This window comes from Paenibacillus silvae (genome assembly GCF_014639235.1).
In the GTDB taxonomy this organism is placed as follows: domain Bacteria; phylum Bacillota; class Bacilli; order Paenibacillales; family Paenibacillaceae; genus Paenibacillus; species Paenibacillus silvae.
In genome coordinates this window covers 958,017-981,403 of sequence record NZ_BMFU01000001.1, presented here as the reverse complement: position 1 = coordinate 981,403, position 23,387 = coordinate 958,017, and the positions used below count along the sequence as shown (strand labels likewise).

The window sequence follows — 23,387 nt, the reverse complement described above, 5'->3', positions numbered from 1 at the left end:
AAAACAAGCATATATTGTAATCTAAATGCTACAATTAAAATAAACATTAAGGTGGTTGTTTTATGAGTTTAAAAATCAATTTTTCTAGCCTTGAGCATTTAAAGTATGCATTAATGAAATTAGATTCATATGCTAAAACAACAGAAGGCTTTATTTCGAATGCTGATATTGTTGAAATTCAAACGGGAACACTTCTTATTAATGGAAAAGAAGAAAGAGAGTATATTAAACCCATTATCAAAAACGTTGAAATTTTAAATATATTTCCACATATTTCTCGTTCTTCTTTATTTATTACTATCTGTTCGACATTTGAAAAATGCTTGTATGAAATTGTTGGTTATATTTCTGAACAAAAGAATGTAACTTATAATCGAAATAAGAATACACACTTGTCTCTCCTTGAAAGATTTGAGTTATTCATGAAAGAGGAAGCTGGAGCAGTTTTACCTACAGGGGCAAATAGAGATCGGATTTTAGATTTAAATAAAATTAGGAATTGTATTGTGCATAATGACGGTAATATATGGGAGGAAGAGAGTAAGAGAGCCGAATTAATCTCTATAATATCTCCAGATCCTACAATAGAGTACTCACTTATGGAAGTTATAAATGAAGTGTTAGGAGAAAAGAATGTACATCTTTCACCAATAATTAAATTAACTGATGCAGATGCACAAAAGTTTTTCTTATTAAAGAATTTTTGTTTTGATGTGATTGATACATATATTAAATATATTGATGAATTTTTCACATTAAATAAATAATGCTTAGAAGAATTATTGATAAGTACGTAACTGTACTTGCTCAAAATTAGTTCCATGAAATGTAAATAGAGACACACTTGACTCCCTGCGTAAAATAGAAGTACCACCAACCACCCCACGCAGAGGAGAACAAGATATGTCTCATACGTCTACTTTATCACAACAAAACTATTGGAACAATCGTTGGAATGAGTGGAAACTTCCGTTTTATTTCTCCAAACCTGCACTTCACCACATCAAACATTTTGTGGATGGGATGCTTTCAACTGGATATACAGGAACGTTGACGGATATTCACCGGGAAAGCTTGCAAGAGCGGGATCGCCGGACGCTGAGTCATTTCTTAACTCACGGAAACTGGGAGGCTTCTTATCTGGAACACATCGTTCAACGTGCCGCTTTTCAGCAAATTCAGGCGTTCGCTCGGCGAGAACGTAGCCCCATGTTTGTTATTCTCGATGATACCGTGTGTGAAAAAACCAAGCCTTCGTCACAGGCCACACACCCGATTCAAGGGGCTTCTTTTCAATATTCTCACCTCCAGCGGCGACATGTTTACGGGCACGCTGTGGTTCAAACGCTGCTTCGCTCAGGGGATCATGTATTTCCTTTTGCCACAGCGCGTTACGATCCGCAAGGAAAAAGTAAAATTGAACTGGCTGGTGACATGATTCGGGCTGTCCCTCTTTCTTCCTGCCAAACCTATGTCCTGATGGATTCGTGGTATCCATCTGCTTCGATACTTCAAACCTGTGCGGAGCGCGGCTTTCATGTCATTAGTGGCTTGAAAACAAACCGCATTTTTTATCCGCAAGGCATCCGGCAATCGCTCCAAAGCTTTGCTTCATACATCTCAAAAACGGATACCGATCTGGTGACCATCGGCTCCTCCACTTACCGAGTATATCGTTATGAAGGTAAGCTTAACTTGGTCGAAAACGCCGTTTTGCTCCTGTGTTGGACTGAGGGAGAAGGCTTTGATCCCAAGCAGATGAAAGCTTTTCTACGTACAGATGTTTCCCTGAATAATGAAGAAATATTGAGCTATTACAGCAAACGTTGGGCGATTGAAACCTATTTTCGCACAGCCAAAGTTCAGCTAGCCATGGATCGTTACCAGGTTCGTTCGGCTCAGGCCATAGATCGGTATTTGACACTGCTTATGTTTGCCGCGTTGTGTTGTGCGTATCGTAGCCGGGGAAACCTGATCGATGGGTTACATCGCTACCGTATTCAGAAAAAGCATGACATGATTGAATTTATCTACAACCAAGCTCAGCGCGGAGCGACATTAGAGCAAATTAAAACACGGCTCAGAGTCGCATAGGGATACTGTCAGTTTTTTTAACTTACAAATATTTGAAGCGATTATGGGCAAGTACAGTACGTAAGTTAACTCTTAATGAAATTCTGATTTATATTTTCAATTTCTAGAGTAATTAAGTAGTAAAACAAAGAGAATGGGTTCCTTGCAAAACTCATTTTAAGAATGTAGAATTTAAATATAATTAAATATGTGGGGTGATTTCTATGAATATTCAAGCAGACGACTCCGATGAAGTCAGCAGGAGACTTTCTGAAAAAAATGGGGATAAACCATGTTTTCACTCACGCCTTATTAAAGAATACTTTAAAGGTGCTTCTACAGGGGACTTTATCTGTGCGGATTGTGGCAAAATAGGTTATGGTTCGGATTGGCCCGATAAAAATCAATAGAAAGTTCAACTGAGATGCAGATGCATCTCTTTATTTTTTAAGAAAGATTAATTTTACCCAATAGACAAAAAGAAACAGCGGGAGTGTGTTCTCGCTGTTTTTCATTTTGCTGATTATGCTATTTAATACTGAGAAAGATTGAGTAATTAATCTTTGCCACTGTGAACTCTTATAATGTTGGGGGTGTATTTAATCAAATCAGACACACCATAAACTTTACTATCTTTACCATAAACATCTTTAGAAATGGTGTTTAGAGTATCAAGAAGTCTCTGAAGTGTTTCAAGCTTAATTGCCTTTGTTTTACCTTCTGACATTTCAGTAATTAGGTTGGGTCTTAACTTAGCTTCAACAGCAAGTTTGTTCTTACTTATATTCAATTCTTCAAGGATGGAATTTAGATTAATGTCGATCTTGGACACTTTAACACCTCATTGTGTAGTTGTAGTACTATAGTCAGTATTGTAACACGCATTTCTTATTATATATAGTATATCTAAAAACGATAAATTAATTTAGTTAAACTATTTACATTTAATGAAATTCGATATAGAATGAGAGTATCGAGTGAAGCACAACGCAATCCAAACCAAAAGGAGTTAATACATAATGACACTGATTATCAAATCATCCACAACTACACAAGTAAAGGGGATCAACACTATGACAACTATTGAATCTGCAATCGCTACTCTTGAAATCAGTTCAACAGCAATCGTCCTTATTGCTAATATGAAGGCAATCCTTACAACGCCTGAGTTGATCACTGACTTTATCCAACGTGTAATTGATCACCCTGCAAATAATGAACGCTATGGTAACAGTAGTGCAACTAATCTTGTGTTATATGACATAAGAAAAGAGCAACTTGCACTCAATTCAATATCTGATGATTCTTTCTTGGATATGTACTTACTCAATCCATTGCAAGCATTGCGTGTCTACTTCAAGGAAAGTATTGTGCCTCACGAAGTAGAACGTATGAAACAATGGGGAGTTAACGTAAATGATCTGATTACTGCAAAAAAGTTTGATAAGAATATCCGTTTTGAACGTGCAGTAATGCAACTTGTTTAATGATATTAAATAGAGAATGTGATGGAACAAGCAACATAATATTTTTGTGAATTCATTTAACAATGGTTTAAATATCATATATATTGCTCTCTCTGTAAATACCATCTCCCCAGATGAAGAAAGAGCAATATATATGAATGATACTACACGATTATACCACATTTGATGAAATGACTCTTTCATTCCCACCTGTGGGTACTTAAAAAGCAATTGAAATCAGAGGAGATGAACCATGAATCCTATACTATACATTAAGGGTTTGATTAAAGATTATCGTTACAAGCGTTACGAAGAAGAGTATTACAGGTTATCTGAGCAGGAGCAATCATACTGGACGCTTAATAAATATCAGATGCAACGAGAAGTCATAGATGTATTCTTTAAATCCCCTTCATCATGTGCTTTGCTCACATTAGCATTACTGGATCGTGCAAGGCAGTCGCAGCCACAATGGACAATACTAATGAAAGTTATGGATGCTAAAATCAGAATTAATCATAAACCGCAATCCTTTGCCCTGGAGACATTGTATTCGGAAATGTTTGATATCATGGCTCCATCCGTGTAGGAAGGAGGAACATAAAATGATATCTGACGGATCCTTATTTGATGAGATCATGAGTTTGAGTACTACGGATATTCCACCATATCGCGCAGTGGGGAAAGTGAAGTATCAGAAGAAGATGAGAAATCTAAGACAGACGAATACCATCACAACTGAATTGGAAAGTTTATATAATGACTTGGTTAAAGAGGGATCACGATTAGATATCACAATTGAACGTAGGATGAAGATTAGAAAGGAACTCGCACTGATCAGGAAACAGAAACGATTAATGGATCAGGAGATAACAAGACAAGTTGAATAGATGTATGGGGATGACACAAATGGGTGTTGTCCTTTTTTACATTATATATTCGTGGTCTCAATAAGGACAAAATGCCCACATTGATTCATGACTATATTACTCGTAAGTTTGACCTGAAGCCCCAAACTGAGGGGAACTGTTTAAGGTGAGTTGAAATTCCATCCTCCTTGATTGGGCGTTATGTCCAACTTGAATACAAGTCTCTAATAATGACCGAAAATTGGCGTGAGTCACATATCCTATAACAATTGTTTAACATTGCGTAAAACATAACGAGATATTCCTCGGAATGGTCTCTAGGACAGTCTGTCCTAGAGTCAACAATCTCCTCTGAAGGGCTACGGTACTATTTCGTTTGAAACGAATAACTTACCTTCACTGAGAGAAGAACATTTTTCTCGCGCGAAAATTTTGTCCAACGAGGATTGTATAAGACGTTTGGGTTGAAGTCACATCGTTAATCTGAGAACGGAAATAATCACTTTCTAACTTCAAAGTTAAAAAGAGGTCGGGTTCAGCTTGAACCTGAATTGACACGGTAACTTTGGTGGTAGATATGGTCGACAACGATCATATACAATTTCTCGAACATGTGATCCTATGTGTTTATTTAGATTATTAACCGAAACCGAAAACTCACTCATGAAATGCGAGTCAATTATTATCTCACAGGTGACTTACCATTTTGAGTTTTCGGAAGTCTCGATTTGTTACATCTCAATTTGGGTATCGTAAATCTCGATATCCAATACTCAAATACTCCTTTTGAGCATGTTAGGTGGTATTATATTCCTATCATGCATAAGGAGTGAAAGGATGGCAGAATGGATAAAGTCTGTATGGGATAGCGGAGTACCAATGACATTGTTTACAGGCGTTGCTGTACCTATTTTTGCCGTATTGTTGAGTGTTAGGGTAACGATGAAGAAGGCGAAAGAAAAGGAGCTAGAAGATGAACGGAATCAGCGTATCAAGTTGTTACATATGCTAAGACACGAATTGAAAACTGTAATTACACATTATAATGCAAAGAATAAGTATTACACCAAAGAATCTTTAACAGGAAAGTTGATTGTTAACAGTCCACTGTTTAACGTGAACGAACATAAAGCTATGTTGAATGGATTATGGGAATATTTAAGAGGATATGAATCATTAAACACAGCTATTGACACGATCCCTATGCAGTTCGCACCAATTCAAACAGCAATTTTAGACTTGAGTAAAAATATGATTGGATTACACAACATGGCTAAATATAAAAAACTATCAGACGAGTTTGTAAATGAGGAAATAGAGCCTATAATTGATGAATCCGTCCAATACATCATTGCCGCAGCTAAACCACTATTGGAAGAGGTAGAGAAAGAGATAAGGTTGATTGAGAGTAGGTAGTAAGCTGATAGACTTGTCCAGGTGGATGAGTCTCTTTCTATTAATATATAAGGTGACATTTTGCTTCATAAAACATAGGTGGATGGACACTTGTTGGTGTATAATTGTGGTAGCGAAGTAACTGTATTGATAGGGACCAGCGTATTATCTACTGATAATTCAATTTAAATTGCGAAGTTATTCTTAGTGAAATAATACTTTCATTAAAAGGGTGAATGATAATGCTGTATGACATTAAATCTTATTCAGAGGAATCGGGTAAGCCACTTAAATGTACTATTAAGGCTCTACATAAGGGTGAATTAGTTCGCAAAGTAACATTGGAATACGGAGGAATTTATAAAGTTGTTCCTGATAATCCAAACAAACTCAGACATCGAGACAAAGTAGGTACATTAGTAGGTTTTAAAGTAGATAAGTTAAATAATCCATTGAAAGCTAAAATAAAGTTTGATGAAACTGGAATCGTAGGCTATGTTGAGCTTGAAGATTTACATCATTTTAAATGATTAGATAAAACAATATTACCAAGAGGTGTCTTAATTGATTACTGATTAAGAACTCTTTGAAATGCAGGTTGCAAGGAATCTGTTAGGTAAGGGTTACGAAAAAGAAGGTCAGCTTGATAAAGCTATTGAGCTGTATGAGGCAAATGTTAATGAGGGTTTTGAAGGAAACTTTCCATACGATCGTTTATGCATTATATACAACAAAATGAATCGATATGCTGATGTTAAACGAGTTCTGGAAAGAGCAGTTTATATTTTCGAAAATGCAATCTATAAAGACAGAGGAGATAAACAGTCAAAACTAGATAAGTTCAGAAAGCAATTAGAAAAAGCAAATGAGAATATAACATGAGTCTTTCACTTAAATATGCTAAAAGGGGAGAGTTAACTTGTCAGAGCATAAGAACCCATTGCAAATTTTCGAGAATATTCGAAAACAAAAGATAGAAAGAAACAGACCCTTCCCTTCGGATAAACTTATTACAAATGGTGAATTTTTAAATCCTGAGGATCGTAAGAAAGTTATTGATATTTCTGCTGCTTTGGTAGATCAAGCATATGGTGGAAGATCTGATATGTGTATATACTTTGCTTGCTTAGTTAGATATGCTCTAAACTTGTTGGGACATGAGGCAGATGTTTGCATTGGAGATGCGAAATATTCAAATAATGAAGTGAAATTTACTTGGGAGCATAGTTGGGTTGAATTTGAAGAATACATCATAGACGGAAATGTTGACACAATGATTGAAAATCCTGCTGTTCCAATGAGACTAGATCCTAAACCTTACTGGGGGAAGGCTGCCAACATGCCAACGGATAGAATCTTTGCCATAAATAAAAAAGTAAGCGAATCAGAAGAGACTGAGATACTAGACAGTGCTTATATTGAATGGAAGCACAGATTGAAACATTTCTTAGAAAGTCAGAAAATGATTTAACTGGCACTAGTCAAGTGAAAGAGTAGTTTGATATTAATACTTAAAGTGGAAAGATATTTATATATCGGTTGATTTTTTACTGTCCCCAATGGAGCAGAAAATTAAAGGTAAACAATAAAATGGAGGCCCCCAATGAATAATGACCTGAGTGGTATTAAACCTCTACTCTATAAGATTTTGAATGATGTTAACATTTATCCATCTGATGAAGATATCAAAGTTATCAATAGGGGCAATCCACATCACCTCTCTTTTGTTGAAGGTAATGCTTATGTTTATACTTTTCAATATAAAGGCGAGTTTTTGAAAATAGGTAAGGCGGGAAGCAATAGCCAACCTAGATTTTTTAGTCAACACTATCATCCATCGCGAACTGGTAGTAATTTAGCAAAATCCATATTGTTTGACCCTGTGATGAAAATTTATGAGTTGAACGATGATACGGTGGGAGACTGGATTAAAAAGAATGTAGATAGAATAGATGTTGAGGTTAATGGGTCTCTTGGTATTTTTACGCTCAACCTAATAGAATCAATTATGCACTGCTTGTACGAACCGAAATATGAGGGATTCAAGTCGCAAAGAATTACTAAAATATTTAATAAAAAGTGAGTATCATTAAAATTGTCTTAATTCATGATTAAATCCTTATAAGGAGACTAAATAACATGATGACTGTAATGATAAAAATGAATACAGGCAAAGTTATAGCAAGAGGCGAGGTATTTGATGATGAATGGAAAGGTCAAGATTCTAAAGATATGATTTCAAGAATCTTAAATCGTTCAAACCAACAAATTATAGTACTTAATCACGAATCAGAATATAACGAAATTATTAATACTGATGATATTGAATCATGGGAATTTAGAGGAAACGCATACTAAATAAAATTTGAGGTTCACCCGGAGGGAATCTGATGTTGCTAGATGATATTATATTGAATAAAGAAGAGATTTTGAAGATTTTTAGAATTTATGAGGCAGAAGATGTTTTAATTTTTGGCTCAGTTTCACAAAGGAAAGAGCGAGATGACAGTGATATTGATTTCCTCGCGACTTTAAAGAAAGATGAGAACACAGGTGCAATTGACATAGTTAAATTTAATGCTCTTGTCCAAGAATTGAAGAAATACTTTAACAGGCCTATACATCTATCTGACTACTCTGAAGTTGCTATCGGGGAGAAATACTCTGATGCAATTTCTAAAGGGTTTAAGTTGACTTAATCAGATTAAGAAAATGGATTTTCATAATGGATAATACCTATTATAGAGTTTGAGGTGATATACAATGGAAATCGAATATAAATTCAATATTGTCGACATTACTAACAAGAAAACGGAGGGTGAAAATCTAAAATTTAGAATCGAATTTAAAGAAGGTTATTGGGCAGATATATCTTATGGTAATGGTAAATTTAAAGTCACTCCAGGTAGTGACGAGGATTCCGAAGAAATTGAGAAAATGATATATAATTTAAACGACAATGTCAGTGTTCTAGAGAGGGAAATAAGAAAAAGAGATTTAGAAACAATGGCTAGATTGTTAGACTAATGAAATGAAATATTTCCCAAAGGGTCATCATATGTGGACTGAAGGACCAGAAACAGGCTATAGTGTGGATTATTTAATTGATTTGGACAATGTGTTTTTTGAATGAAACTTACATTTCACAGAAAGTGAGGTTAAAGAGTTTTGAAATATTATCCGATGCCTGAAAATGTTAAAGAACAAAGCAAGAATGCTCGATACTCATATACAGTTCTGGTTAATTTGTATGCTAATCAGGATAGCATGGAGGAGTACATAAACAGGAACGTGAGAATTATTTCTGATGAGAAGCTGGCAAAAGATGAACTGGCACAACGAGCAGCAAATGTGGTGAACGGATTAATTGAGTCTCGTGCAGAGTTTAAGAGTTATAATCAAGTTCAGGTTGTAGGAATTACTTTTGCAAATGCATACGACAGCGAGTTGAAATGAAAGCTTTGAATAGGGAAAAATAAATTGTAGATTACTAATTCTAGATGTCTAAATGGGTTATTTCATTAAAAAAATGAGGTGTTACATAGTGAATGAAAAGCGTATAGTTGACGTTAAGGAACTCAGCGACTTAAGGATAAATCAGCTAATTGAAGCGAGGGGGCTATTTTCTCGTCGAAGTGAAACAGGTATTAGCTATAGAATAGTCTATCTTACTGTTTTGTCTGTTGACGAGTATACTGGTAGTTGTATTTTTGTTGATCATGAGGGGGAGAAATGGACATCCCTAGACATTTTTAACATTATTGAGGGTGACTCGGCCAGTTGGTATAAATTCTTAAATTGATTTTCTGAAGTAACTATTTCATTTAAATAGGAGATGCGTCTGTATGAACTTTTTAGAGCAATTAGCGAGTGAGTATTACACCTACAGAGGGAACTTCGTACGAACAAATATCAAGTTCAATAAGAGAACTAATGGGGGATATGATGGTGAGATTGATGTCTTAGCATTTGATACATTAACCAATTCTCTTACTCACATTGAAACTTCAACAGATGCTCAAACAATAGCCGATAGAAAAGTCAAATTTGCAAGGAAGTTCAATCTAACATTAAATGACTATAATAAGATATTGAATACATCTGCAACAAACTTAATTCAAATTGCTGTAGTAGGTTTTACCAAAACTAAAATTGATTTTGGTGCAGGAATAGTCCACAAAACTGTCCCAGAATTCATTAAAGAGATTAACGGTCACTTGGATGGAAAAAATCCAATGAAAGAAGCTGTGCCTGAAAGTTTTTTGCTCTTAAGGGCAATACAATTCTCAAATTATTATAAGTAGAAAGACTGTTTTATTATATTAATCTAAAATGGAGTGGTAGAAGTGAAGAAAGATCATAGAGATTTGGAAAAAATCGTTTCCTTAACAGAGATTGAATCTGTAGAAAAAGCAAATATGTACCTAAGTGAAGGCTGGATACTTCTTAATATCCATACGACCGATTATGGACATCCTGTGGAGCGTCACCAAAGCACTGTATTTACTCTTGGTTGGAATAGTGAAAAAGGAGAAGTGAGGGTGCCAAGGAGCCGTTTTGAATAACCCTTCTGGATTTAACAAATAACGAAATCAAATGGCTACTTTAATGTGAAAGGAATTTATGTATATGATTGATTTGTCGGCATTAGCAATAAATGATATTGCAGTGAAGTTTTTGTGGTATTTTGGAGTTCCTTTCTTGATCGGTCTCATCTTTTCACTGGTTCTTTGGTGTACCTTAAGATTACAGAAGATTCAATTTTCAAATGCTTTAAACCTGATGAACACAATTATCGATAGAGTTACTTTTGTTAGTACATTTTGGTCTGTGTCAATTTTGGTTTTGATGTTCCTTAGTATACTGGTTTTTTTAGTGTTGGGAATGTGTGCACAGGTGATGCTTAATGTTAATGTATTAGTTACTTTTTTATTGTATGCGGCAATTATAGTTATTCCATCGTTAACTTATTATTGTGTAATGGATATCGCATTTAATAATCTAAAAAGCAGTGGAATACTAGACCTGAAAGATTGGAACTATGTTAAGGGAGGAAAGCTGTACAGATGGCCTGATGCTACATACAGATATCTAAAAAAGATCAATTGGTATGAAAACTTTCTGTTAAAAACTAAAGAAGTTGCTCCTCACATTTATCAACTACCTAATATAGTATTTGTTAGTCCAAGCGCCAACAAAGGGAGGATAGAGGAAAAACTCTATGATTTATTCCCCAAAAAAATTGATTTTATATTGATGGACTATAGTCGAAATATTGATGGTAAAGCCAACACTAAAAGTAATGGCAAATTCACTTATCTAGAGGGTTCTTTTGATGGAAATAGCTTGAAAGCGAATCTTGCCAAAGTTGATATACGTTTTGCGGATATTATAATGGACATCAGAGGTTGCATATGGTACTCAACAGATAAAAAAGATCGTACTGGTGAGGGAATTACTCGTGTATTTAAAGAGTATCATAGGTCATTAAACATGGGCGGTATCATTATAATTGATGCTGTTAAATTAAGAAGCAAAACCATTACCCGAAACCAAATATTCTATAAATGTTTGAACCTCGTATTGGGTTTTCAGGAGGTTTCAACATATCAGAAGATTGAACGATTTCTTGAAAATGATTTCATAAATAAACATTTTCATAAGGAGATTGTTGGTGAAGGTAGTAACTGTTTAGCAACATTTAAAAAGATCTCTTGATAAAAAAATGTATTCAGGGGAAGTGACTGCGACTATGACAGATAAGATCAACCTTTACATTGACGACCTCATAGAGATTGTCCAGAAGGCTTTGTGGTCGCTCGTACATATTATGAATCCATCCAAATACTTTAGACTAGAAAGGTGGCTATTCTAACATTAGACCATGATCTGAGCAAAGATGTAGATGGCGTAGAGTTACCCAACGGATATGACTTAGTGAAGTACTTCTATGTGAGCATGGGTTGAGGGCAGATAAGATATATACTCATACAGATAATCCAGTTGGAAGACAAAATATGTATGAGACTTTGTTGGCAGCTCAACGAAAGAGTTCATTGATAAGGATATTGAGATATATCATTATCCTATAAATGTGAATAGATATTCTGCATAGTTACTCAAATTATGTTATAAGACTCTTTGGGAGTGATCTAAATGTTGATCATGGGATTGGCCGAAAATGGAGTGGATTCATTTAAGGCTGCTTTTCTCACAATGCAAAAGATTAAGATGCTAGAGGATGGAAAAGTACACAATTTAAAAGATGCTGTAATGTCGTTAAATCATGGAATAGAAATACTTTTTAAGCTGTTTTTAAAGGATTATGATGAATATCTTATATTTGCAGATCTCGATAAATATATGACGGCAAGAAAGATAATGTTATCAAAAGGGCTATCTAATGTTTTTGAGGCAAATCCACTTCTCAAAACTATTACATTGAATGAGGGAATCAGGAGAGCCAAATACTTATGTGACTATGATATATCAGAAGATTTCGAGACAGTTGTTCAGTATTTAAACAAAATAAGAAATCAATTTATGCATTACGAAATCAGTCTCTCCAGTGAGGAAGTACAGGAACTACTGTTGAAATTACAGATTGGTTATGAACTATCTTATGAATTTTTTGTTGAATACAACGAAGATCTTAGAGATATGTTTGAGGATGCTAGATATGAAATTACCATAGATGATTATTCCGACGAAATTGCTGAGATGCATCGTAGTTTGATTGAGGAAGATCTTGCTGAGCAGGCATATGATAGATACTTAGAAGAAAAGTATGGTATGTATAAAAAGTGAATTACTGACAAAAGAGGAAGGTAAATTAGATGCGCAATTATAGAGTTACTAGGCGAATGGTAGTTGGAGGGATAAATGGCAAGGTAAAGCCACCTAATAAGTGGGTTATTCTCATTGTGATTATTGTAATAATGATCGTAATGAGTGTTATTTCAAAATAGATTTGAAAAATGCAAGTTTGATAGGGAGGGTTTATCATGACTATATGGTATCATGGCGTTTCACCTAATAGTAATTTTGCAGGATTTGATGATGCAAAAAGGAAGAATGGCGAAAATGGTATGGGATTTCATTTTGCACAATCTATAGAGGATGCCAGTGTATATGGGGGTGTTTTAAAAGTCAATATAAAAGAAGAGGGTTTTATTTGTACTGACTTAGATGAAATAAGCAGTCAAATGGTAGATCCTTTATTGGTTCTATCCAACTGGCGACTTAATATTAAACAAAGAGGAATACATGGAGTAGTCTACAACAATACTTCAGATCATAATAAGAAACTATTGTTGTATAATTCAGGTCTTATCGGATCGTACTGTAGATATCAATAAAAAGGCACTCAGACGAATAAATTCTGGATGCCTTTTTGAGACTCATCTTTTATTAGTATTTAGGACTATTGAAAAAAGTGAACCTAGCATTCTCCAAGTCACCATTTACATCCCTTTACAAAGAAATTTTTCAAAGCCTCATGAGCTTTTGCATGTTCTTCTGGATCACCTGATATTTTGAGTGTAATCTTAAAACCTTTGCTGTTTTTTTCAGTATATAAGAGTTTAGATCCATCTGAAAATTCGCTGTACTCATAAATATCACCACCCAAAATAACCCGTTCTCCAGGATAAGAAACTTTAGTTAATGGCTTTTCCATTTACAATATTCCTCCCCTCTATCATTTCGTTATTTTAATATATTCAATAAGGATAGAAATTATACTAGTTTCCTATAATTTTTATGATTTTAAAAGATATTCTCTGTGTCATTTTATTTTGATTTAATTATCCAAGTATGAGTTCGACAAAATAAATGTGAATAATGCATAAATAAGTCATCATTTTAGATAATGCTGTTACCCTGCGATTGAACTTTAAAAAAACGCTGAAATCCCTTGTCCCACCTATGTTTTTGAGATCTTGATCATAAAATAACAGAATTTACTAATTGGTTAAAATCGTTGCTATGACTAGCTTTTTAGGGTGTTGTTGGTATTCTACGATTGCGTTTACGATATAGAATAAATTGACCTGACAAAGAAGCTAAAACGTTGATTTAAGTGTATAAATGGATAGTTACTGTATCGTACACGATTGGAATCATGATCTATGTGATTGTAATTTGTCGATTCAGTCAGAATTCGGTTACAGAAACGAATTTCAATACAGGCTCACACTGTCCCAATGGATTTCGGAATTTTCGATGTTGTTCCAGTACCATATTAGTACATAAAGACAATAAGAAATAGTATGTCGATTTCCGAGTTTTCACTCTCCAATAAAGTTCTCAACCATAATTCCATATTATTCATTGTCATAGTCCGAAATAGGTATAAAATTATTATGCAGCATAATATTAATTATGTTGCATTTCGTGATGTATAAGGGTAGAATAATAGCATGTAATGCAACATAATTTAGTTGATATACGCCTTTAGGTAATGCAACATAATTGATAGGGAGTGAGCTAATGATTCAATTGTTTGAGCAGCAGCTAATAACCGAGGAACTAAGCACCAACACAATTAAAAGCTACATGCTAAATGTTAGAGGATATATTAAATGGTTTGAGGAAAGTAAGGGAGTCGAGTTTAAGAAAGTACATAGAGAGAATGTTAAAGATTACATAAGCTACTTGAAAACGATTAAGAAGAACAGTCCCACATCGATCAACGCTAAGATAAGTGCATTGATTAAGTTCAATGATTATCTCATTGAAACGAATGTCCAAACTGAACAGGTGATAAACAAGAAGGATATGCTAAAGCTACAGAAACAATATGCTTCATTGGCTACAGTTGGGCTTGCTGATGTAGAGAAATTCAGACAACTGGTATTAGAGAGTGAATCTAAGCGTAACTATGCTATCGTTTCAGTACTGGCCTATTGTGGTCTACGTATTAGTGAATGCTTAAACATTGGGATGAATGAATTCAATCTAACATCCAGGGAATTGATTGTGTCAGAGGGTAAAGGGAAGAAACAGCGGAATGTGAATATAGGGAGCAAAGCAAGAACAGCGTTGCAAAGCTGGATCAAGGAAAGAGAAGAGAAGGGTATCAAAGGAGAATACTTGTTTGTCAGTAACCGTGGAAGCAAACTAGATAGAACAGTAATCAATAAACTGTTTAAGCATTATTCAGGTATCATAGGCAAAGATATCACGCCACACGATTTGCGTCACTTCTTCTGTTCCCATGCATTAGAGAATGATATGTCAGTGCATGAGGTAGCCAATCAAGCCGGGCACAGTAACATACATACTACGTTGCTGTACACTAACCCAACAAGAGAGAAGATGCTTGCTAAGATGGATAGACTATAAAAGTAATGATTAGCCTAGATATTCTTGCGAGGCTTTTTGTTGTTTTGGAATTGATTCTTTTCCTGCATGAGCTTAGTTGGAGTTTAGAGCATATGATAACATTATACATAGGGGGGGGAGATTTGCACCTAGAAAGTAATAATTTCTGGAAAATAATCCGCTAGCACTTATCAATGGGTCATCAAGTTATTGTTTTGACGATACATAGATACATGGGGGGCTATTTTAAATCCAGAAAAGAGGTTAAATTGGAAAATAGTGGCCTAGCACATCTACTTCGACACTAGAGTTGAATTTGAACGAGCGAAATTCTATTGGATAAAAACGACAACATAATGCCATTCCATTTACACAAAATAACCCTCCGTAGGGGAGGGGGAATACACTATTCATTCCAGAGGACTAAATCGTGTTTTTTCATTTTTTTAATGTGCTCATATTTTCTCTGAGTACCTGTTTACAGTAGGTTGGACTCAAGCCATATTCTTTATATATTTTGGTAAAAGCCAGTCCATCAACATAGTGAAGATTATATATCTTCTCAAAGTCACGAGATCGTCTTCTGATCCCTCTTTCTTTGGTGGATAGTAATTCTGCACCCTTAGCTTTAAACATATTCTTAATAGTCCACCAATCGGTTTTAGTGGCTTCTGCAATTTGTTCAAAACTGAGTAAGTCTTCATTGTACATTTTCAACATGCTTGGGTAGAGAAGTTCAATATTCTCCCATTTAGGAGGGGGGGGTTCAACTACCCACTTAAGCTTATCAAAGTTGTCTGAATCAGAGAAGTAGGTATCACTGCTAATTAAATGGCTCTCAGCGGTGAATTTGTAGAATATCTCAATATGTTTGTCATCATGTAAGACTATTTTATTGACAAGGATGCCAACTATTTTTCTCATGTCTATCATTTGCAATTCATTCTTGATGATTTTTTGATATTTCTCCAGCAACAGTAATCTCAATTGTACATCATTTTGTCCACTGTTCAGACCTAAGTTTTCGTTCAATGATGATAGTTCTTGTTGCAATGCAGCAAGTTCTTTCTCAACTGATAGCAGTTTACTTGATAATTCTTCTTTGGTTATGATAAAGCCAGTTGCATAAAGGTCAATATATCTTTCTTTAGACTTTTCTTTGTTGGTAATTTCTTTAATAATAGAGTCTCTTCTAGTTTCCATCTCATCAATTTTACTTTTGTCTGATAAGCGTTCTAATAATTTTTTAATCAATTTTTCAGGATTGATGATTAACTTAGACAGTTCATTCCATACAATAGAGTCAATTATATCGACACGAAAATTAGCTCCTCTGCAAGTGGAATTGGATTCACCAGTTTCAAAACTGAATGATTTTGTTGCTTTTCGCGTACATGAATAGTACTTAAGAGCCCTACTTTGGGTTACACTTGTAACACCAGCCGAAACGGCTGCTCCACACCTTCCACATCTTACAATACTCCTCAATAAGTTATATTCTGATGGCATACCGCCGTTCTTAGTATTGCTATCAAGGACTTTCTGTAAATTATCAAATGTTATTTCATTTATATATGGAGGAATATCAATTTTATGCCATTCATCTCTGGGCTTTGATGATTGTTTTTTCTTCCCATATGAGCGCACAATTTCTGTCTTCCCATAGTAAAAGGTTCCCATGTATGATTCATTCCTTAATATACGACTAATTGTTGTCTGATACCATTTATCTCCTTTGGGAGGGGGATATTTTCTAGTAGCCAAATATTCAGCAACTTCTGAACAAGTTGAACCTCCTAACACCAGTTTTACCATAATTAAATACCCTTCTTTTTCAAGTTTATTTTCCACTAATGTATGTAAGTCTTTATCATAGGTATATCCATAGATGCGGTTCATTCCCGGTATTTTGTTGTCAGCGACCATAGCTCTTCTTCCGCGTTTTGTATTTGCGAGAATCTTAGCTTTATTGTATTGAGCAATGGAGCCTTGGATGTTATAATTCAACATCGATTCGGCATTGTCTTTTTGCAAGTCAAACTCTACAAAATGAAGTTCGCATCCGAGCTCCCAAATCTTATGTGTAATTTGTTGTTGTAAATGCAAGTGTCTACTCAGTCTATCAGGATGCAAGAAGATGACTTTGTTCCCTATTCCTTTTTCAAGGAGAAATAAGATGTAATCCAGCATTGGACGGTTAGGATTATCTCCAGACTCTGCCTCTTCTCGTAAAACAATAATCTCATCTTCGTTGATATCAAACTTCTCTTTTGCTTCCTTTATGCATATTTGTGTCTGTGATTCAAGTGAGTAGTTATCCACTTGTATATCAGATGATACTCGTGTATAAACAATAGCTTTAATCTTATCGATCAAGGTTACAATATCTTCCCTGGTTAGCTTTTCATGATCTTTGAGTACTCTCATCAAAAAAATCAATCCTCCGAATTTTGACTGTTTTCTATTTGGTTCTCACTGGAATAACTCAGTAGAACATGCTCCATCCAATTGAGGATTTGCGTCTCTATAATTTCTTCTGGAACTGCTAGGTTTTCGTCTGGATAACGTGAAATGATCTTATATTCATACCTTTTCTTATATCTCATAATGACCACCTTAAAAATGAATATTTATTACTTGGTTATATTATCGCCCAATTATTCTATTCTATTCTTTTGAATGAATTGAAAGAGTGAGGGAAGTAGAAGACTGAGCATGTAGAATATGATGGAAATCAGAGTCGAACGAATATTATTTCGCATTGTTAGGGCGATGTAGATGATCGTGTGCTAGAAAATTTGTAGATTCTTAGAGGGGCGGTTATTTCATACGAATGACCTGTCATCCCCCATATTCTTCATACTATAATGTGGATATACCAAAGAGGAGGGGATACGATGAATGTAACAGTAGATGAGGAGAAACAACTTAAAGCACTTATTAGACAGTACATAGAGGACGAGAGCAAAGTGGAAAAGCTGGTGGATTACTTATCCAGGCATGAGGTAGCTGGATTAGAAGTGTTTTCATATTTGGGATTCAATAAAATGAACAAGTATTTGTTTCAGCCAGTGAATAAAGAAGTATTCATACGAAGAATTCCATTCTATTTTCACAAGTCACAGAAAAGAAACTTAGATGATCTTGGCACAGTTTATGATTTTGTTAGTCGCGTGCTTGAATATTCTCGTAACAATTACGAAGAAGAACTTGAGCGGTTTTACAATACACTAGAGAAGCTATACTATGACTACAAGCTTGATACAGTTACTATCTTTAACTACACCATTAGGCAAACTGGATATGTGGGAGAATTCGAATCAATTTACACTTGGTTGCATTACCTTGAGCTAGCTCAAAAAATTGGATTAGACGAGAAAACGCCTAAACACCTCATTGTAGACTATAACATTGTCAGAGAAAAGACTGGATTGAAACCGGTTATTTATCAGATTGATGATATGTATATTGGGAATTACATTGAAAGACACGGTAACATATTAAAAATGTCGGGTATATTCCCATGTGATCGCAATAATCAACCGATACTTAAATGGATTGGTGTGAGGATTAAGAACGCCAAGAGGATATGGGTAGATGTTAATGATCGACAAAAAGGATTCCTATATGTAGAGATTGCACCTACAACAAAAGTGTGGGGACTTAATGTATATGGCGAAGCTGAAGATGAATCTGATATTTGGTATGACCTCTACACTGGCCCACTACTAATGGATTTCGATTATGAAGTAATCAAAGATAGACGTGTGGTAATAGGAATGACTCAAAAACAAGTTGCTGAAGCAATAGGAGCGTCATCTCGAACATATCAAAAGTGGGAACGTGGAGAAACAACGCCTGATGGTCACTTTCTGCTCAGGCTGATGAATGTATTGGACATTAAGGAATTGAGTGAAATTACGAAGATACATGATGTGGATGATGAATAACTCATATAGGGGTGTATTGCCATGATATCATTAGAGATGATGTTTGATTTAAAAGAAGATTATAAACGTGTTATACCAGATTTGCTCGAAGAGTTTGATATTCTTAGGTTAGATAAGGATGAGTTTACACTAAAACATAAAGAGACCAATATACAAATTGTTTTAGATTGGTCTGAACTCATCTCAGACTCTGATGAAAATGTAAATTATAGAAGAGTGATTAAAGGAATAGATCAAAAGTGTTTAGAGTATAGAAATTCTGATTTGGAATTTTATAATGATTGTGGATTTTACTCACGGTCAACTAATTATTCTGAATTCCTGCTGACTTATGATTCTCTATTACATGAGACGCCCTCATTTGAAACAGTGTTTGATATTGGCGAGGTTAAAATAGAAATATCCGAGCCAAGCTCAATGTACAAAATAATGTTTGCTAGGTTTTCATATAGTGATTGGTTTGAAGATGATTGGGACACCTTAATTACAATTAAAATTTATGGATGTAGAAAAACTGAACTAGAGAAAACATTACAACAATCACTATTCATAGTAGCTTCTTTTCATGCCCCTGAGATTGACTATAGAGGGGAATACCCTCAAATAATACCCTTTAGATATGAAGGCTATAATGAAATTTATAACGATCCTGATGAACCTAAGGAAGAGTTTGATGTTTATTTATATAATCCAGCAAAATATTCTGAGCCGATAGCTTTTTATAATAAAGCAAGAGAATTTGATGATCCTATTTATTATTATAGAATTATCGAGTATTTTTTCATAATTAATCAAAAATCTGAAATACAACAGGCTGTAGCTTTTTACAATAATAGTGAAGATATTGATACTCTAATTAGAGAGATGACCAATTTATATAACAAAGGTGAACCTAAGTTATTACTGAACTTACTTAATAAAATTGATGATGTTGATGAAGTTATAGCGTATGCAAATAATTACAATGTTATAGATAGTGATGATATTAAAATTTTTTCCGCAGAACTTTATGAATACAGAAACAGTATTGTCCATGGTAAGGGTGACACTAGATACAAGCTTAATATACCGAATATTGAAATTTTTCATCCAGAATCAAAAGATAGTTATTGGACAGAAATTTTAAGGAAATTAGCTGAAAAGATAATCAAACAATTTTGCTTCTGAAATTTATAAAGTCGGTTTTTAAATCGTCAGAAGGTTCCCCAACCGTTTATGATTGGGGAATTTTTTTAAGTCTATTTTATTGTAAAATAAACAACTGGATAACTTGGATTGCCAATTTCATTATAGTGTAGGGGGATATCTCGTTGTTCCATCAGTTTATTATTCAGTTTCTGCTTACCTAGGCTATATTTGATCATCAGGCCACCAATAATTTTCTTGAGCTGTCTTCGTTTTAACTCATACAACCATTTAAACTTGTCTTCTTCAATAACAATGGAATCCTTAATTCGTTTATCACGCTTTCTCATTTCTGCTTCAACATCTTCAATTTCTAAGTATGTATTTTCTATGATTCTATGTTCAGTTACCCATCCATACTCTGTTATGTATTTTAGACAAGCTTTTTCTAATTGTTCGCATACGTACTCATTTAGCCTAGATAGTTGTTCGTTCTTTCTCATGGGAAATATTCGGTTTGCTTCTTCTTCTCCTAACGTTTTCAATACCATCTGTCGATCAAAGTTGCCTACTGTCATACCCAAGTCCTTAAATTGCTTGGCTAACATTTCAACTTCATTCATGTGTGTAGCTGCCATAGATGGAATTGTCCAAAACGTAATCATGTTCTGATAATGCTTTTTCTGTGCTTCTAATTTGGCTCTATTCACATATTCAAATGGCAATCGTTCTATATCGATCCGATTTAGTAATTGTAAGTAAACCAGCAACGACAAAATGGTTCTGATTCGGCGTTCCTTACTATTCTTGTAACGATCAAAATCACACCATCTATCTAGACGCTTCATTATGTAGTTTATCGAAGCATAGAATACAGCTTCTTCAGAATCCTTAATGTGGATCAGTGTCGAAATATTCTCTAGCGCAATCAAGTGAATCTCTCTTAACACTGAATAGTATAGTGGTGTTCGAAGTAATGAATTCAAATTGGGATATGCTTCTTTTATGAATTCCTCATCGTTTAGTAACTCTAGATTTTGCTGGATTAAGTTCTCCATTTCAACGTGCCATTCTGATTTCTGAATTGTGATGTTGAAGCAATCCATTAGATATCGGAGTGATTTAGGCTTGTTTAGTTTGGTCAATCTTTCTGTTACTTCAATAATAGTACCTGTGAATGGATGACTGCTACTCCAACATTTATACCACCAGTAACCTGTTTTGGGATCTTGGTATATATTAGCTGATGGTGACGATTCGTTATGGAATATATCATGAAACTGTTTGCTTGCTATTCCTATATATTCATATAGATTAATCTTCTTTAGATAATCATATACTTCCTTATGTGATGATACAGTTATTGGTTTGTAAGTAGTTTTCATTCTAGGTATTATATTTGTGTTTAAGCTCTTTATCATATCTATATTGCTCATGTATGTATTTACTGTATCTAATGAAGTAGGGGGGGATATTGTAGCCTGAATTATATCTATATTATTACTATAGTAATTGGGGTCATAATATCCCCCCTCTACAAGTAGGTCATGATTAATCTGAAGCCTATTTTCATAATCAAACACATAGAGGTCAGTCCCACCAAAGAATAGCCGCTCAACTTGGAAGGTTGATTCATCAGCATATGAATACTTTTTAAATAATTGATCAGTATGGGCATTCAATAAGCGGATATCTGTGAATGGTTCATTGTAAGCAAAGACTACTCTAAACTTAGGCCAATCATCTGTGTGACTGAAAGTTTTGTACATGAACATTGCTAATAATTTAAACTCTTCCTGTGCTTCTTCCCATGTAATACGTACATCCTTAACTTTCTGCTTGAGTATCTTATCATAATATCCATTGTCAAAGTCCATACAGATAACTTGCTGAGAAGTCCAACATTCTTTGGTACGTGTTAGTAATCCATTTGCTTTTGTTGTTATGTAGGCAGGAACGAATGACTTACCTTGTACAATCTCATTTGCTAACTGTGATGGTTCAACATCAACCGAATTCTGTAGTAGTCGATTACTGATACCACCTATTTCTTTAAAACTTGGCTTACAACTAAACTCCTTCTGGTCTATCAGTAGTTTGATAATATACACTCCTCTTTGGTTGATAATTAATTGTGCAAAAATAACACTTAATTAATTTATATCACATGATAAAGAGGAGGGCAAGTGTAATTTTGATTGCAGGTACACAAAATTTTGCAGAGCTTGAGCCTGTCAGAATTCTTACAGAGGTAGAACGAATGTTCCAGTTGGAATCGTAGACGTGGATGAATGGCAAGCCGAATATATGTTAATCGCTGAGAACACGGAACGTAGAGGGGAAGCGGAAGCTGATCCGGTTAAGAAGGGAAGACAGGGAGCATTCTTGAAGGAATATTGGAAAGCAGGACATGGAGGAAATAGGGCAACGGGACAATACGGCCTGTTGAAGAATGTTGCCGATGTTATAGGAGAGTCACAACGAACCACAATGAGAAGGCAAAGGATGTTCCTCTAAATCATAATAAATCTATAGGAAGAATCAGCCTTGCATTGTTGAGGGTTAGTTTATACCATCGTGGTGAGTTGTGTTCCAAGTTCCTATAAATTAATCAAGGAAGTGAGGAAGAGAATCGAATCTGATATGTCATTATAGTAGAAGAGAAAACAAATATTCAATTAAACTAAAATAATACTTTACAAATAATTGATATATGGATATATTAATAGTACAAGGTTAACGAATTCCAAGGCAGACTCTTGGAGTCTTAGTAACTGTGAAGAGGAGGGGATGAGATACGTGGAAGGTTAGATATGCGTGGTACAAGTTGATGAGCTGGTTATGGCTGGGCTGGAAGTGATCGAAGGAGTGCAAGGAGAAGAAAAACTGATTCAAGTTTGGATATAGATTTACAGTAGATAGTGAGAGTTGAGAATAATACATAATGAAATGGAGATTTGTGAATATGAAAAATCAACAAACTGAACGAGTGTTTATCACATTTAAATTTGAGAAAGGTAATATTAAGTACCCTGTTGATGCTGTATTTGGCAAAGGTGATATTTTCAAGGAAATTATTGACTTGAAAACTAATGGTGGAACACTTGAATACAACGGGAAAGTCTATGACATGCTTGAATTAAAAGCAGTAGAAATTAGCTTCGAGTAAATAGAATAGGGAGGAT

At 34.8% G+C, this 23,387-nt stretch carries 28 protein-coding genes; 24 read left to right on the top strand and 4 right to left on the bottom strand.

Annotation, left to right across the window (positions count from 1 at the left end; genetic code table 11):
* Positions 1-62 precede the first annotated feature (62 nt).
* From IEW26_RS04510 to IEW26_RS04500, 3 genes are all read left to right on the top strand, one after another.
* Positions 63-767: a hypothetical protein gene (locus IEW26_RS04510; protein ID WP_188591404.1), complete on the top strand. Its 705-nt coding sequence runs from the start codon at positions 63-65 to the stop codon at positions 765-767.
* A 136-nt stretch (positions 768-903) separates the two neighbouring features.
* The gene (locus IEW26_RS04505) at positions 904-2,094 is read left to right on the top strand and encodes an IS701 family transposase (protein WP_188591403.1); all 1,191 of its coding nucleotides are present in this window, start codon (positions 904-906) and stop codon (positions 2,092-2,094) included.
* Between the two features lie 203 nt (positions 2,095-2,297).
* On the top strand, positions 2,298-2,483 hold the full coding sequence (locus tag IEW26_RS04500; RefSeq protein WP_188591402.1) for a hypothetical protein: 186 nt from the start codon (positions 2,298-2,300) through the stop codon (positions 2,481-2,483).
* A gap of 146 nt (positions 2,484-2,629) precedes the next feature.
* Here the strand turns inward: IEW26_RS04500 and IEW26_RS04495 are convergent, their stop codons facing one another.
* Positions 2,630-2,905, bottom strand: a complete 276-nt coding sequence (locus IEW26_RS04495) for a helix-turn-helix domain-containing protein (RefSeq protein ID WP_188591401.1) — start codon at positions 2,903-2,905, stop codon at positions 2,630-2,632.
* Between the two features lie 187 nt (positions 2,906-3,092).
* Between IEW26_RS04495 and IEW26_RS04490 the strand changes: the two genes are divergently transcribed.
* The 17 genes from IEW26_RS04490 (at position 3,093) to IEW26_RS04410 (ending at position 13,161) form a co-directional block, all read left to right on the top strand.
* The gene (locus tag IEW26_RS04490) at positions 3,093-3,560 is read left to right on the top strand and encodes a hypothetical protein (protein ID WP_188591400.1); all 468 of its coding nucleotides are present in this window, start codon (positions 3,093-3,095) and stop codon (positions 3,558-3,560) included.
* Between the two features lie 232 nt (positions 3,561-3,792).
* Positions 3,793-4,128: a hypothetical protein gene (locus tag IEW26_RS04485; RefSeq protein WP_188591399.1), complete on the top strand. Its 336-nt coding sequence runs from the start codon at positions 3,793-3,795 to the stop codon at positions 4,126-4,128.
* Between the two features lie 16 nt (positions 4,129-4,144).
* Positions 4,145-4,429: a hypothetical protein gene (locus tag IEW26_RS04480; RefSeq protein WP_188591398.1), complete on the top strand. Its 285-nt coding sequence runs from the start codon at positions 4,145-4,147 to the stop codon at positions 4,427-4,429.
* An 816-nt stretch (positions 4,430-5,245) separates the two neighbouring features.
* Positions 5,246-5,824, top strand: coding sequence for a hypothetical protein (locus IEW26_RS04475; RefSeq protein ID WP_188591397.1), 579 nt, complete (start codon positions 5,246-5,248; stop codon positions 5,822-5,824).
* A gap of 221 nt (positions 5,825-6,045) precedes the next feature.
* A complete protein-coding gene (locus IEW26_RS04470; RefSeq protein ID WP_188591396.1) occupies positions 6,046-6,333 on the top strand; it encodes a hypothetical protein in 288 nt (95 codons plus the stop codon).
* A gap of 61 nt (positions 6,334-6,394) precedes the next feature.
* Complete coding sequence (locus IEW26_RS04465) at positions 6,395-6,685, top strand: tetratricopeptide repeat protein (protein ID WP_188591395.1); 291 nt, start codon at positions 6,395-6,397, stop codon at positions 6,683-6,685.
* Positions 6,686-6,722: 37 nt separating this feature from the next.
* Positions 6,723-7,274 (top strand): hypothetical protein, encoded by a 552-nt coding sequence (locus IEW26_RS04460; RefSeq protein ID WP_188591394.1) that lies wholly within the window; start codon positions 6,723-6,725, stop codon positions 7,272-7,274.
* A 132-nt stretch (positions 7,275-7,406) separates the two neighbouring features.
* Positions 7,407-7,886: a hypothetical protein gene (locus tag IEW26_RS04455; RefSeq protein WP_188591393.1), complete on the top strand. Its 480-nt coding sequence runs from the start codon at positions 7,407-7,409 to the stop codon at positions 7,884-7,886.
* A 56-nt stretch (positions 7,887-7,942) separates the two neighbouring features.
* Positions 7,943-8,161, top strand: a complete 219-nt coding sequence (locus IEW26_RS04450; protein ID WP_188591392.1) for a hypothetical protein — start codon at positions 7,943-7,945, stop codon at positions 8,159-8,161.
* A 32-nt stretch (positions 8,162-8,193) separates the two neighbouring features.
* A complete protein-coding gene (locus IEW26_RS04445) occupies positions 8,194-8,502 on the top strand; it encodes a nucleotidyltransferase domain-containing protein (RefSeq protein WP_188591391.1) in 309 nt (102 codons plus the stop codon).
* 64 nt (positions 8,503-8,566) lie between these two features.
* On the top strand, positions 8,567-8,830 hold the full coding sequence (locus tag IEW26_RS04440; protein WP_188591390.1) for a hypothetical protein: 264 nt from the start codon (positions 8,567-8,569) through the stop codon (positions 8,828-8,830).
* A gap of 141 nt (positions 8,831-8,971) precedes the next feature.
* The gene (locus tag IEW26_RS04435; RefSeq protein WP_188591389.1) at positions 8,972-9,259 is read left to right on the top strand and encodes a hypothetical protein; all 288 of its coding nucleotides are present in this window, start codon (positions 8,972-8,974) and stop codon (positions 9,257-9,259) included.
* Between the two features lie 389 nt (positions 9,260-9,648).
* Positions 9,649-10,107, top strand: coding sequence for a hypothetical protein (locus tag IEW26_RS04430; RefSeq protein WP_188591388.1), 459 nt, complete (start codon positions 9,649-9,651; stop codon positions 10,105-10,107).
* A 42-nt stretch (positions 10,108-10,149) separates the two neighbouring features.
* Positions 10,150-10,368 (top strand): hypothetical protein, encoded by a 219-nt coding sequence (locus tag IEW26_RS04425; protein ID WP_188591387.1) that lies wholly within the window; start codon positions 10,150-10,152, stop codon positions 10,366-10,368.
* Positions 10,369-10,432: 64 nt separating this feature from the next.
* The gene (locus tag IEW26_RS04420; protein WP_188591386.1) at positions 10,433-11,521 is read left to right on the top strand and encodes a hypothetical protein; all 1,089 of its coding nucleotides are present in this window, start codon (positions 10,433-10,435) and stop codon (positions 11,519-11,521) included.
* 438 nt (positions 11,522-11,959) lie between these two features.
* Positions 11,960-12,610: a hypothetical protein gene (locus IEW26_RS04415; protein WP_188591385.1), complete on the top strand. Its 651-nt coding sequence runs from the start codon at positions 11,960-11,962 to the stop codon at positions 12,608-12,610.
* 197 nt (positions 12,611-12,807) lie between these two features.
* The gene (locus IEW26_RS04410; protein ID WP_188591384.1) at positions 12,808-13,161 is read left to right on the top strand and encodes a hypothetical protein; all 354 of its coding nucleotides are present in this window, start codon (positions 12,808-12,810) and stop codon (positions 13,159-13,161) included.
* A gap of 98 nt (positions 13,162-13,259) precedes the next feature.
* Here IEW26_RS04410 and IEW26_RS04405 read toward each other — a convergent pair whose 3' ends face one another.
* Positions 13,260-13,481 (bottom strand): hypothetical protein, encoded by a 222-nt coding sequence (locus IEW26_RS04405; RefSeq protein ID WP_188591383.1) that lies wholly within the window; start codon positions 13,479-13,481, stop codon positions 13,260-13,262.
* 812 nt (positions 13,482-14,293) lie between these two features.
* Between IEW26_RS04405 and IEW26_RS04400 the strand changes: the two genes are divergently transcribed.
* Entirely contained in the window at positions 14,294-15,148 is an 855-nt protein-coding gene (locus tag IEW26_RS04400) for a tyrosine-type recombinase/integrase (RefSeq protein ID WP_188591382.1), read from the top strand.
* A gap of 417 nt (positions 15,149-15,565) precedes the next feature.
* Here IEW26_RS04400 and IEW26_RS04395 read toward each other — a convergent pair whose 3' ends face one another.
* On the bottom strand, positions 15,566-17,554 hold the full coding sequence (locus IEW26_RS04395) for a recombinase family protein (protein WP_188591381.1): 1,989 nt from the start codon (positions 17,552-17,554) through the stop codon (positions 15,566-15,568).
* A gap of 470 nt (positions 17,555-18,024) precedes the next feature.
* On the opposite strand from IEW26_RS04395, the gene IEW26_RS04390 reads away from it, so the two are divergent.
* Both IEW26_RS04390 and IEW26_RS04385 read left to right on the top strand, forming a co-directional pair.
* Positions 18,025-19,077: a helix-turn-helix domain-containing protein gene (locus IEW26_RS04390; RefSeq protein WP_188591380.1), complete on the top strand. Its 1,053-nt coding sequence runs from the start codon at positions 18,025-18,027 to the stop codon at positions 19,075-19,077.
* A 21-nt stretch (positions 19,078-19,098) separates the two neighbouring features.
* Positions 19,099-20,244: a hypothetical protein gene (locus tag IEW26_RS04385; RefSeq protein WP_188591379.1), complete on the top strand. Its 1,146-nt coding sequence runs from the start codon at positions 19,099-19,101 to the stop codon at positions 20,242-20,244.
* Between the two features lie 71 nt (positions 20,245-20,315).
* Here IEW26_RS04385 and IEW26_RS04380 read toward each other — a convergent pair whose 3' ends face one another.
* Positions 20,316-22,313 (bottom strand): hypothetical protein, encoded by a 1,998-nt coding sequence (locus IEW26_RS04380; RefSeq protein WP_188591378.1) that lies wholly within the window; start codon positions 22,311-22,313, stop codon positions 20,316-20,318.
* 854 nt (positions 22,314-23,167) lie between these two features.
* Between IEW26_RS04380 and IEW26_RS04370 the strand changes: the two genes are divergently transcribed.
* Positions 23,168-23,371, top strand: coding sequence for a hypothetical protein (locus IEW26_RS04370; protein WP_188591376.1), 204 nt, complete (start codon positions 23,168-23,170; stop codon positions 23,369-23,371).
* Positions 23,372-23,387 lie beyond the last annotated feature (16 nt).

Bases quoted from the DNA above. Each gene is read 5' to 3' on its own strand.
- IEW26_RS04455 (WP_188591393.1), top strand. From the start codon at position 7,407: ATGAATAATGACCTGAGTGGTATTAAACCTCTACTCTATAAGATTTTG.
- IEW26_RS04450 (WP_188591392.1), top strand. From the start codon at position 7,943: ATGATGACTGTAATGATAAAAATGAATACAGGCAAAGTTATAGCAAGA.
- IEW26_RS04385 (WP_188591379.1), top strand. From the start codon at position 19,099: ATGATATCATTAGAGATGATGTTTGATTTAAAAGAAGATTATAAACGT.
- IEW26_RS04485 (WP_188591399.1), top strand. From the start codon at position 3,793: ATGAATCCTATACTATACATTAAGGGTTTGATTAAAGATTATCGTTAC.
- IEW26_RS04420 (WP_188591386.1), top strand. From the start codon at position 10,433: ATGATTGATTTGTCGGCATTAGCAATAAATGATATTGCAGTGAAGTTT.
- IEW26_RS04465 (WP_188591395.1), top strand. From the start codon at position 6,395: ATGCAGGTTGCAAGGAATCTGTTAGGTAAGGGTTACGAAAAAGAAGGT.
- IEW26_RS04500 (WP_188591402.1), top strand. From the start codon at position 2,298: ATGAATATTCAAGCAGACGACTCCGATGAAGTCAGCAGGAGACTTTCT.
- IEW26_RS04405 (WP_188591383.1), bottom strand. From the start codon at position 13,481: ATGGAAAAGCCATTAACTAAAGTTTCTTATCCTGGAGAACGGGTTATT.
- IEW26_RS04410 (WP_188591384.1), top strand. From the start codon at position 12,808: ATGACTATATGGTATCATGGCGTTTCACCTAATAGTAATTTTGCAGGA.
- IEW26_RS04395 (WP_188591381.1), bottom strand. From the start codon at position 17,554: ATGAGAGTACTCAAAGATCATGAAAAGCTAACCAGGGAAGATATTGTA.
- IEW26_RS04510 (WP_188591404.1), top strand. From the start codon at position 63: ATGAGTTTAAAAATCAATTTTTCTAGCCTTGAGCATTTAAAGTATGCA.
- IEW26_RS04415 (WP_188591385.1), top strand. From the start codon at position 11,960: ATGTTGATCATGGGATTGGCCGAAAATGGAGTGGATTCATTTAAGGCT.
- IEW26_RS04445 (WP_188591391.1), top strand. From the start codon at position 8,194: ATGTTGCTAGATGATATTATATTGAATAAAGAAGAGATTTTGAAGATT.
- IEW26_RS04505 (WP_188591403.1), top strand. From the start codon at position 904: ATGTCTCATACGTCTACTTTATCACAACAAAACTATTGGAACAATCGT.
- IEW26_RS04370 (WP_188591376.1), top strand. From the start codon at position 23,168: ATGAAAAATCAACAAACTGAACGAGTGTTTATCACATTTAAATTTGAG.
- IEW26_RS04390 (WP_188591380.1), top strand. From the start codon at position 18,025: ATGAATGTAACAGTAGATGAGGAGAAACAACTTAAAGCACTTATTAGA.
- IEW26_RS04490 (WP_188591400.1), top strand. From the start codon at position 3,093: ATGACACTGATTATCAAATCATCCACAACTACACAAGTAAAGGGGATC.
- IEW26_RS04470 (WP_188591396.1), top strand. From the start codon at position 6,046: ATGCTGTATGACATTAAATCTTATTCAGAGGAATCGGGTAAGCCACTT.
- IEW26_RS04430 (WP_188591388.1), top strand. From the start codon at position 9,649: ATGAACTTTTTAGAGCAATTAGCGAGTGAGTATTACACCTACAGAGGG.
- IEW26_RS04480 (WP_188591398.1), top strand. From the start codon at position 4,145: ATGATATCTGACGGATCCTTATTTGATGAGATCATGAGTTTGAGTACT.
- IEW26_RS04475 (WP_188591397.1), top strand. From the start codon at position 5,246: ATGGCAGAATGGATAAAGTCTGTATGGGATAGCGGAGTACCAATGACA.
- IEW26_RS04440 (WP_188591390.1), top strand. From the start codon at position 8,567: ATGGAAATCGAATATAAATTCAATATTGTCGACATTACTAACAAGAAA.
- IEW26_RS04400 (WP_188591382.1), top strand. From the start codon at position 14,294: ATGATTCAATTGTTTGAGCAGCAGCTAATAACCGAGGAACTAAGCACC.